This window comes from Devosia sp., assembly GCF_040509215.1.
In the GTDB taxonomy this organism is placed as follows: Bacteria; Pseudomonadota; Alphaproteobacteria; order Rhizobiales; family Devosiaceae; genus Devosia.
The window spans coordinates 1-10,283 of record NZ_JBEVLL010000274.1 but is presented as its reverse complement, the minus strand read 5'-3'; the positions used below and the strand labels follow the sequence as shown (position 1 = coordinate 10,283).

At 61.1% G+C, this 10,283-nt stretch carries 10 protein-coding genes; 8 read left to right on the top strand and 2 right to left on the bottom strand.

Annotated features, from left to right (window positions below):
- A partial coding sequence (locus ABW043_RS15585; RefSeq protein WP_353922118.1) for a PAS domain S-box protein occupies window positions 1–275 on the bottom strand: 275 nt, incomplete at its 3' end.
- Window positions 276–627: 352 nt separating this feature from the next.
- On the opposite strand from ABW043_RS15585, the gene ABW043_RS15580 reads away from it, so the two are divergent.
- The 5 genes from ABW043_RS15580 to ABW043_RS15560 all read left to right on the top strand — a co-directional run bounded on the left by ABW043_RS15580 (window position 628) and on the right by ABW043_RS15560 (window position 7,115).
- Window positions 628–1,647 carry a PAS domain-containing protein gene (locus tag ABW043_RS15580; RefSeq protein WP_353922117.1) on the top strand — a complete coding sequence of 340 codons (1,020 nt, stop codon included), beginning with the start codon at window positions 628–630 and terminating at the stop codon, window positions 1,645–1,647.
- Window positions 1,648–1,895: 248 nt separating this feature from the next.
- Complete coding sequence (locus tag ABW043_RS15575; protein ID WP_035079039.1) at window positions 1,896–2,234, top strand: P-II family nitrogen regulator; 339 nt, start codon at window positions 1,896–1,898, stop codon at window positions 2,232–2,234.
- 58 nt (window positions 2,235–2,292) lie between these two features.
- Window positions 2,293–3,702 (top strand): type I glutamate--ammonia ligase, encoded by a 1,410-nt coding sequence (gene glnA / locus ABW043_RS15570; RefSeq protein WP_353922116.1) that lies wholly within the window; start codon window positions 2,293–2,295, stop codon window positions 3,700–3,702.
- A 248-nt stretch (window positions 3,703–3,950) separates the two neighbouring features.
- On the top strand, window positions 3,951–5,537 hold the full coding sequence (locus tag ABW043_RS15565; RefSeq protein ID WP_353922115.1) for a GGDEF domain-containing protein: 1,587 nt from the start codon (window positions 3,951–3,953) through the stop codon (window positions 5,535–5,537).
- A 108-nt stretch (window positions 5,538–5,645) separates the two neighbouring features.
- Window positions 5,646–7,115, top strand: a complete 1,470-nt coding sequence (locus tag ABW043_RS15560) for an NAD(P)H-hydrate dehydratase (protein WP_353922114.1) — start codon at window positions 5,646–5,648, stop codon at window positions 7,113–7,115.
- Here ABW043_RS15560 and ABW043_RS15555 read toward each other — a convergent pair.
- Complete coding sequence (locus ABW043_RS15555; RefSeq protein ID WP_353922113.1) at window positions 7,112–8,368, bottom strand: cytochrome P450; 1,257 nt, start codon at window positions 8,366–8,368, stop codon at window positions 7,112–7,114. The genes ABW043_RS15560 and ABW043_RS15555 overlap by 4 nt on opposite strands.
- 148 nt (window positions 8,369–8,516) lie before the next feature.
- On the opposite strand from ABW043_RS15555, the gene ABW043_RS15550 reads away from it, so the two are divergent.
- The 3 genes from ABW043_RS15550 (at window position 8,517) to ABW043_RS15540 (ending at window position 10,178) form a co-directional block, all read left to right on the top strand.
- On the top strand, window positions 8,517–8,915 hold the full coding sequence (locus ABW043_RS15550) for a YciI family protein (protein ID WP_353922112.1): 399 nt from the start codon (window positions 8,517–8,519) through the stop codon (window positions 8,913–8,915).
- Window positions 8,916–9,050: 135 nt separating this feature from the next.
- A complete protein-coding gene (locus tag ABW043_RS15545) occupies window positions 9,051–9,278 on the top strand; it encodes a hypothetical protein (RefSeq protein ID WP_353922111.1) in 228 nt (75 codons plus the stop codon).
- 270 nt (window positions 9,279–9,548) lie between these two features.
- The gene (locus ABW043_RS15540) at window positions 9,549–10,178 is read left to right on the top strand and encodes an ATP-dependent Clp protease proteolytic subunit (protein WP_353922110.1); all 630 of its coding nucleotides are present in this window, start codon (window positions 9,549–9,551) and stop codon (window positions 10,176–10,178) included.
- Window positions 10,179–10,283: the final 105 nt, after the last annotated feature.

Below are 10,283 nucleotides of genomic sequence, written 5' to 3'. Positions count from 1 at the left end.
TCCGCCGCCTGGAATTTGCCCTTGGCCAATTGCTGCCAGAACAGCTTGTAGTCGGGCAGGGCGCTTTCGGCAGGATCGACAAACATCCGGTGATGCTTCCCGCGAACTTCGTCGAGCGTGTATCCCATCACGTCGAGGAAGTTCTGGTTGGCTGTCAGGATCGTGCCATCGAGTCCGAATTCGATGACGGCCAGCGCCCGCGAGATAGCGTCGAGCGTTGCTTGGTTCTCTTGCGCCTGAACCCGGCGTTTATTGCTGAATAGGCGGACGTCCACAGTGATCCCCCAGGGCTAAAAGTGGACCGAAGTTAACAACTTCTGATGAGCACTATCTTTCGGCCCTCGACCCTTTTCCGGCGATCCCGGAGTACGTATTTCTCCCAATGCGCCGACTTCGCTACTTTTCTGCTCAAGGGATGAGAGAAATTGTTTCATTGATCCATCAAGTCGCCGTCGCGAATCTTCTTTTTAGTGTCAAAAACGATCGCCACGGCCTCTTGCCATGGCTCAGATTTTCGAAGAAAGACAACGCGCGGCATTTGATGATGCCGCAGAGTCCCTGACTTCGTCTGGCCAGCTCCTGCTGTGCGGTTAGAGGATGCAAGAAGCATCCAATGGAGAGTGGGACATGGCAGAACGCAGTCCGGGTGTCCGGCAGTCCGACGAGTGGGTGCGTGCCGCCGAAGCCAGGCTCGGCGTCGGCTTCTGGTCTTGGGATATCGCCACGGCGCGACTCCATTGTTCGGCGGGTCTCTATGCCCTGGCTGGCATCAATCCGGCCGGCCTCCACCTCGACCTCGCTTTCCTTGAAACCCTGGTGCACCCAAGGGATCGCCTCCCGGTCGATGACCCAAACGGTTTCGTCACCGATTCCCGCCAGACCGACCGGCAGTTCAGGATCATTCGTCCCGACGGCCAGTTGCGGCATCTGCGCAGCGAGGCGCGGCGCCTGTTTGATCGCGACGGCAATGCAACTCGCGTTGTGGCAGTGGTTTCGGACATCACCGAGCGCCAGGACACAGACGAACGCCTCGCCAACAGTCGTGCCCTGCTGCAGAATATATCTCAGCTTGTCGGTGCCGTGCTCTGGATCGCAGACGAGGATGGGCGCCTCATTGATCACGTGGGCAGCGATCTGCTCGATGCCAATGCGGCCCCCGGCGACGATGTCACCAATTGGCGCACGAGCCTTCATCCAGACGATCTCGAACGCCTGCCTGACCTCTGGCGCGAAACTGTCGGCAATCGGAAGCCATATAGCTTCGCCCCACGCCTGCGCCTCGCCACCGGCGAGTACCAGCAGTTCCACATAGAAGGGCTGCCCTTCTCCTCGGAAATATCGTCCAACCTCTACTACGGTGGCTTTTCGAGCCGTAACGCGCGCATTACCGCTCCGCGCACGACAAGGGACGATGTCACCTCGCTTACGCCCGCTCAGGTCAGGGCCTGCCGTGCCCTTCTCGATTGGACCGCTGAAATGCTGGCGCAGAACGCCGGCATCTCGGTCTCGACCGTACGTCGCATCGAGGGGGCTGAGGCCCCCGGACAGGGCGACAGTCTTCGGCTTGTGCTCCTCGCCTTCCGAGAAGCTGGTCTCACCATCTCGCGCGACGAGCGCGGTCGGTTCTGCGTCTCCGACATCGGCTGATTGCGGGCATGTGGTGACATTTTGGTCAGCCGAGGCGCGGCGAGTGCCCGAAAGCGATCATCATCTGCATAAAAAAGATGCAGATAGCCCTAAAAACGATCAGCCATGCCATCGCGGCCGTCTGGGCACACCTCTCCCGGCTGTCCCAAGTCCATGCAACGGTTAATGTTTTTCATGGTTTGGCACGCTGGCATGGCCCGTGCATACAGGTTGGCGGTAACGGCCTAAGACGCTCAGTGGAGGCACAGTTGAAAAAAATCGAGGCTATCGTAAAGCCCTTCAAGCTCGACGAAGTCAAAGAGGCACTGCAGGAAGTTGGTCTGCAGGGCATCACCGTGACCGAAGCCAAGGGCTTTGGCCGGCAGAAGGGGCATACCGAGCTTTATCGCGGTGCCGAATACGTCGTGGATTTCCTGCCTAAGGTGAAGGTCGAGGTGGTTTGCCCCGACGAACTCGCCGAAAAGGCGATCGAGGCGATCCGCAATGCCGCACAGACCGGCCGCATCGGCGATGGCAAGATCTTCGTCTACTCGATTGAGCAGGCGATCCGCATCCGCACCGGCGAATTTGGCGACGACGCGCTCTGATCGCGTCCGCTGCACTACCAACACCTAAAAGAATCCTTTTGAGACAGGGGAAGACCGAATGACCACTGGTGCCGACATTATCCAGCGCATGAAGGACGAGAACATCAAGTATCTCGACGTGCGTTTCACCGACCTGCGCGGCAAGCTGCAGCACGTCACCATGGATGCGTCCGTCGTTGACGCCGACATGTTTGAAGATGGCGTGATGTTCGACGGTTCCTCGATTGCTGGCTGGAAGGCCATCAACGAGTCCGACATGGTGCTGATGCCCGACCCGAACTCGGCCTATATCGACCCGTTCTTTGCGGCCTCGACCCTCGCGATCAACTGCGACATTCTCGAGCCGGCAACCTACCAGCCGTACAACCGCGATCCGCGCTCGATCGCCAAGAAGGCTGAAGCCCTCGTCAAGTCGACCGGTGTCGGCGACACGGTCGTGTTCGGTCCCGAGCCCGAATTCTTCATTTTCGACGACGTGAAGTACTCGACCACCACCTACAAGGTTGGTTTCCAGGTCGACTCTTCCGAACTCCCGACCAACAACGATGCCGATTACGAATCCGGCAACAATGGTCACCACATCGGCATCAAGAAGGGCTACTTCCCGGTTCCCCCGCTGGATAGCGCACAGGACATGCGTGGCGAGATGCTCGAAGCCATGGGCCAGATGGGCATCATCATCGAGAAGCACCACCACGAAGTGGCTTCCGCCCAGCACGAGCTCGGCCTCAAGTACAAGCAGATGATCGCGTCGGCTGACGACGTGCTGATCTACAAGTATGCCGTGCAGCAGGTTGCCAATGCCTATGGCAAGACCGCAACCTTCCTGCCGAAGCCGGTTTACGGCGACAACGGTTCGGGCATGCACTGCCACATGTCGATCTGGAAGGACGGCAAGCCGCTCTTCGCTGGCGACCAGTATGCCGGCCTCTCGATGGATTGCCTCTACTACATCGGCGGCGTCATCAAGCACGCCAAGGCGATCAACGCCTTCACCAACCCGACCACCAACTCCTACAAGCGTCTGGTGCCCGGCTTCGAAGCTCCGGTTCTGCTGGCCTACTCGGCCCGTAACCGTTCGGCTTCCTGCCGTATCCCCTTCGGCCAGTCGCCGAAGGCAAAGCGCGTCGAAGTTCGCTTCCCCGATCCGCTGGCAAACCCGTACCTGGCCTACACCGCGCTGCTGATGGCCGGCCTCGACGGCATCAAGAACAAGATCCACCCCGGCGAGCCGATGGACAAGGATCTCTATGAGCTGCCCAAGGACGAACTCAAGGAAATCCCGACCGTTTCCGGCTCGCTCCGTGAAGCTCTGGAAAACCTCGACAAGAACCGCGACTTCCTCAAGGTCGGCGGCGTCATGGACGACGATTTCATCGATGCCTACATCGAACTGAAGATGCAGGAAGTCCTCCGCGTCGAAATGACCCCGCATCCGGTCGAATACGAAATGTACTACTCGGCCTAAGAGCCAGCGTAGAAATGAGAAAAGGGCCCTCCGGGGCCCTTTTTGCTTAAGGTGGCAGAGCGCTGTCTTGCATCCCTGATGAAAACGCCTTCTTCACCACTTCGGAACGAAGATTGCATTCGGCGGGGCGCAGGGCTCCGGTCCATTGGGTGAGGTATCGCTTATGACACCTCGAATCCGTATAGGGTTAGTATAGTCCGGTAGGCCCAACCGGGATGATCCGTACGGCCTTCAATATGCGAGTATCTGTGTCCGATCAAAGCGTTCCCGGTGACGATCTTGTCCAGAGCTTCGGCCTGATGGACAAGGGCGACTGCACTGGCGCCATGCGCTTTGCCAAATCGGCCTATCTCGCCGCGCAGCAGCAGGGCGACCCCGAGATGCTGGCCCGCTGCATGAGCCAGATGGCTTGGTGCTGCATGCGCCTGGGAGATGTCGAAGCGGGTCTTGAATGCGCCGTGGCCGCGAGACGGCTCTGGAGCCGGCTTGAAAACCTGCCCGAACTGGCGCGCATCAAGGCCATCGAGACCTTCCTGCTGCTCGATACCGGCCTCAGCGACGACGCGTTCGAAATGGCTTCGCTGGCGGTCTCGACGGCCGAAAGCTGCAATGATCCGCAGGCTCTGGCCTTCGCACTCAATGCCAAAGGCGTAGCGCTCGCCGTTTGCCGGCAAGTGTCCATGGCCGTGCCGCTGCTTGAGCGCAGCGCCGCAATTGCCGAAAGTGCCAGCCTCTTGGGCTTCTACGCCTTTGCGCTCCTGAACCTGGGCTTTTGCCACGCCAAACTCGCCGAAGAAGCCGAAGCCAGCGAGGACAAGGCTGCCGCAGCGTCGTGGCTGGGGCATGCCATTGCCACGACCGACGAGGCGATCTCCGCCGCCGCAGCCTGTGGCGATCTATGGATTTTGCGCGTAGCGCTCGGAAATTGCGCCGAGTACCACGCCCTGCGCGGCGACGTTGCCTCGGCGATGGTCCATCTGGAACGCTCCGCCGCGCTTCCCGGCGAGGGCGGCTCCAGCCTTCGCATCCACTATCTCTACACCCTCGCAACGGCCCGCCTGCGTAGCGGCGATCTCACGGGCGCGTTGCAAGCCGCCCAGCAATCTCTGGCCCTTGCCGATGAGACAGGGCAGATAGATCACCAGCTCAATGCCGCCGCCCAACTGGGTCGCGTATATGAAGCCCTTGGCCAGTACGAAGAAGCTCTGGCGCTGCAAAAGCGCTTCCACGCGCTCTATGTTCGGCAATCAGGCGAAACCACCCAGCGCCTCGCCAAGGCCGCCGAGCTGCGTGCGGAAACCAGTCAGCTTCGCGCTCGCGCCCGCGCGCTGGCCGCGGAAGCGCTGCTCGACGCGCTGACCGGCATGCCCAATCGACGCAGCTTTGAGCGCATGGTTGAAGACCTTGCGGGCAGCGAATACGCACTGGCCATCCTCGATCTCGACCACTTCAAGTCCGTGAACGACCATTACTCGCATCTTGTCGGGGATGACGTGCTGCGCCGTGTGTCGCGCACTCTGGGCTCGCATGTGGCGGATCTAGGCTTCGCGGCACGTCTCGGCGGCGAGGAGTTTGTCCTCATTCTGCCTCGCCACGATACGCAGCGGGCAGTCTCAGTTATCGAAGAGCTGCGCCTGGCGCTCCAGGACATCGATTGGAGCGACATTGCTCCGGGCCTGCGCACGACGGCCAGCGTCGGGCTGTGCTCGACCGCCGAAATCCCTCGCCACGACGAAATCATGATCCGTGCCGACCAGCGCCTCTATGCGGCTAAACACGGGGGCCGCAATCGCACCGTTTGGCGCGACGCCGATCACCTGAAGTACGCCGGTTAGGCCGGCCGCCACTTTTCGGCAGCTAATCACGCACCGCGCCGTTTCTTTGTCCAATTTTCCGTCCAACCGGCTATGAGATAAAGAGCACTGACTCGCAGCGAGGCACAAATGGCCCATACCGATGCCCTTCTCACGCCTCAGGAAATGGCCCAGGCCGATCGTTTTGCCATCGAAGGTGGAGTCAGGTCCTTCCGCCTGATGGAAGCCGCCGGCAAGGCAGTGGCCGAGGCCATCATCGAGCGCTACTACCAGCGCTCAGTCCTCGTGCTCTGCGGCACCGGCAACAATGGCGGTGATGGTTTCATCGTCGCCCGCCTGCTGCAGCAGCGCGGCTGGCCCGTTCAGGTGCGCATTCTGGGCGAGCGCGATACCCTCCGCGGCGATGCGCTCGTTGCCGCCGAGCAGTGGACCGGTCGCATCGATGCGCCCAGCGAAAAGGACATCGAAGACGCCGACCTGGTCGTCGACGCCATTCTGGGCGCTGGGCTTGATCGCGATGTCGAAGGCGAGATCGCCAGCATCATCGCCACGGTCAACAACTCCACGCTTCCTGTTGTCAGCGTCGACGTGCCGAGCGGCATCGATGGCGGCACCGGCGCAGTCCGCGGCGTCGCCATGATCGCCGACATGACCGTCACCTTCTTCCGGCTAAAGCCCGGCCATGTGCTGCTGCCCGGTCGCCAGCATTGCGGCGAAGTCGTCCTTGCCGATATCGGAATTCCAGATTCGGTTCTCGACCGCGTCCAGCCACATGCCTGGCAGAATACGCGCGAGTTGTGGACCCTCCCGACCACCATGGCCGATGGCCACAAATATGACCGCGGCCACGTCATCGTCGTGTCGGGCAGCGAGTTCGAAACAGGCGGGGCCCGCCTTGCCGCCCATGGCGCGTTTCGCGTCGGGGCAGGGGTCGTTTCAGTAGCAGGCGAAACCGCCGCGTTACGCGTCCACGCCGCCCATGTAACCGCTATCATGCTCAAGCCAGCCGAAAATGCCGGCGAACTGGCCGATCTACTCGCCGACAAACGCATGAATGCCGTCATCCTCGGCCCCGCCGTCGGCATCGGTCAGGCGACCCGCGACAAGGTGCTGGCCACGCTGTCCTCCGGCGCTGCCACCGTCCTTGATGCCGATGCCATCACCAGTTTCTCAACCGACAGCGAAGCTCTGTTTTCCGCCATCAAGGCCAATCCCGAACGATCCGTCGTGCTGACGCCTCACGAGGGCGAGTTCCAGCGCCTTTTCGGCAATGTGCCCGGCGGCAAGCTTGAGCGCGCCCGCGCCGCCGCCCAGCACTCCGGCGCCATCATCCTGCTCAAGGGCAGCGATACCGTCATCGCCGCGCCCGATGGTCGCGCCGCCATCAATGCCAATGCCCCAAGCTGGCTCGGCACGGCCGGTTCGGGCGATGTCCTCGCGGGCATCATCGGCGGTCTGCTTGCCCAGGGCATGAGCGGCTTCGACGCCGCTTGCGCCGGCGCCTGGCTCCACGCCGAAGCCGCCAATCGCTTTGGCGGCCCCGGCATGATCAGCGAAGACATTCCGCCCCTGCTGCCCGGCGTCTTGGCGGCCCTTTAGCTCCAGCGCACCATGAGCTTCTCCAGCCCATGGAAGTGGAACACGTCGTTGTAACTCGGCTTTTCCGCCAGCCGCAGCTTCGGTAGGCGCTGGAACAGTACCGACATGGCCTCCTGCAATTCGATCCGCGCGAGCGGGGCGCCGATGCAGAAATGGATACCGGCGCCAAAGCTGACATTGGCGCCATCCGTCCGGAACGGATCGAACCGCCCGGCATCGGCAAACCGCGAGGGATCGCGATTGGCCGCGCCCAGCATCAGCCCTATGACATCACCTTTGCGTAGCGGGATGCCTTCGACTTCCATGTCCATCAGCGCGTAGCGGGTGAAGAGATGCAGCGGCGCGTCGAAGCGAAGGCACTCTTCCACCGTTGCCTCGGTCTGCTCCGGCGTCGCAAACAACGTCTGGGGATCAAGCCCGCTTTCGAGAATGGATTTCACTCCATTGCCGGTCGTATGCACCGTCGCCTCATGCCCGGCATTGAGCAGCAGGATGGCGGTGGACATCACTTCATCGTCGCTCAGCTTCTCGCCACCCTGTTCGGCCGTCAACATGTGGGTGAGCAGGTCCTCGCGCGGCGCCCGACGGCGCTCGGCAATCACGTCGCGCAGATAGGTCATGAAATCGGCCGACGCCTTGTTGGCATCAAGCTCGGTCTCATAGGTCACCCCATACATGTACATGGTGACCATGCGATTGGACCAATTGAGCAATTGCGGCGCCGCCTCGGCCGGCAGCCCGATCATTTCGGCAATGATGATCGCGGGCAGGGGCGCCGCAAACGCCTTGATCAGGTCAACGCTATCCTCGCCCTCGAACCCGTCGATGATCTCATTAGCGAGCTGCCGGATCCGTGGTCGCAACTGCTCCACCTGCCGCGACACGAAGGCGCGATTGACCAGCATGCGCAGCCGCGTATGACCCGGCGGCTCGAGGTTCAGCAGCGAGTGCTTTTCGGTGAGATCAAAGTCCGCCACATGCGGCTTTGGCTCGGGCAGGCCAATTTCCTCGCGCGTCGCGACATGCAGGATTTCGCGCCCAAACCTTTTGTCGCGTAACAAAGCGCTGACCGATTTGAAATCGGCAAAGCACCAATGCCCATACTCTTCCCAAAAGAACGCCGGATTGCTGGCATGGCGCTCAGCGTAAAAGGCGTATGGATTTTGGAAAAACTTGGGATCGCGGGGTGGGGCGCTTGCGCGGCGGTCGTCTGCAACGTCGGTGATCGGCTTGACTTGGATAATGGCGGCCATGGTCGTCCGTGGGGCTTCTTTGGTCCCACCTTAGGCGGTGTCACAAACTCTGCAAATGCCTCTGGCGGCTGCACGAAAAAAAGCTCAAAAATTAGTCGAGCCGGTGGAGATGCATTCGTCGCGTCGCTGTCCAACCACGGAGACGAACATGAAATTCCTCTGTCTTTTCCACTTCGCCCCCGACGCTTTTGCTGGCGTCTCGCCCGAGGAAATGCGTCGCCTCGACGACGCGACCATCGAGCACGACCAAAAGCTGCGCGTCGGCGGTCACCTGCTTCTCGCCTCGCCCCTGGCCGATGTTTCGACCGAACAGGTCATCGATCGCCGCCGCCCCGTACGCATCAACGAAACGGACGGCCCCTTTGCCGAAGCCAAGGAAGTCATCGGTGGCGTCGTGCTGGTGGAAGCGGCGAACATGGACGAGGCCAAGGCTCTCTTCGCCGATGACCCGATAGCTGCCCATTGCCGCATCCAGATTCGTCCGCTGCGCGATGACGACCGTCACAGCGAAACCGGCGACGGGCGCCCCGAATTCAAGCTCGGGTGATTCTTTGCGCTGCATGCAGGGGTGGGCACCACGCTTCGCTTTCCCCTGCCACAGCAGGATCATGCCGAAAATGCTTGGCAAGAACCGCCCAATGATGTCTTGAGAGCGCCAAAACGCGACGAAGGAAATCCGCACGTGAGCGACATCACCGTTTCCGCAGCGATCGACGCCATCTACGCATCGATCAAGAATGACAACGAAGACATCGATCTTCACATCGCAGCGCTCAAGGCCGCCATGGCCCGCGAAGGCGCCAAGGAAGCTGTGTTCGAGATTGCCAAGCTCGCCCAGCCCAACCGCCAGGGCCGCAAGCTCATGCAGGCCTACTTCAAGAAGAAGGGCGTCACCGTCTCGTTCGCGTGAGGCACAAGTGCCGCAAAATCGGAAATCCCAAACGCCGTATTCACCTTAGTGTCACTGCGTGGGGGGCGGTCTATTGAAGCTGGCCCCATTGCCGCCTATTTGTGCCTTTACCGCCCGTTAAGGCGGCATAGCTGCAATCGGCCAGTCGCGCCGATTCGAAATTCACCCTAGCTTCTGCCTTGCCTAGTGCGCGTTCGGGGCAGGGGACCGGGGTCAACCAACTAAGCCTGCCGTCCGCTTGCGACGCCGACGGGGGCCAAGGGGCAAAATATGCGGGATCCGCACGATCTTTACATGAACACGCTCGTTCCCATGGTGGTCGAGCAGTCGAACCGTGGCGAACGCGCTTTCGACATCTACTCGCGCCTCCTGCGCGAGCGCATCATTTTCGTGACCGGTGTGGTCGAGGACAATATGGCCTCGCTCATCGTCGCCCAGCTTCTGTTCCTCGAATCAGAGAATCCGAAGAAGGAAATCGCCATGTACATCAACTCGCCCGGCGGCGTGGTGACGGCTGGCCTTTCCATCTATGACACGATGCAGTTCATCCGTCCGGCGGTTGCCACCATGGTCATGGGCCAGGCTGCCTCCATGGGTTCGCTGCTGCTCGCCGCCGGCGAAAAGGGCATGCGCACCTCGCTGCCGAACTCGCGCATCATGGTCCACCAGCCCTCCGGCGGGTTCCAGGGCCAGGTCACCGACATCCTGATTCATGCCAAGGAAGTCGAGGGCTTGAAGCGCCGTCTTAATCAGATCTATGAGAAGCACACCGGCCGGACCTACGAGGAAATCGAGAACGCTCTCGAGCGCGATCGCTTCCTCTCCCCGGAAGAGGCCAAGACCTTCGGCCTGATCGACACCATCCACGAAAAGCGCGCTGTTCCCGAGGCGCCGGTCTGATTTGACGCGCGTTAAGCACATTGCAGATGCGCCGTGGACTGTGATCCCCAGGCAATTGCACACAGCCGGAACGGCCTTTAAGGTCGTTTCGGCTTAGACTTTCTT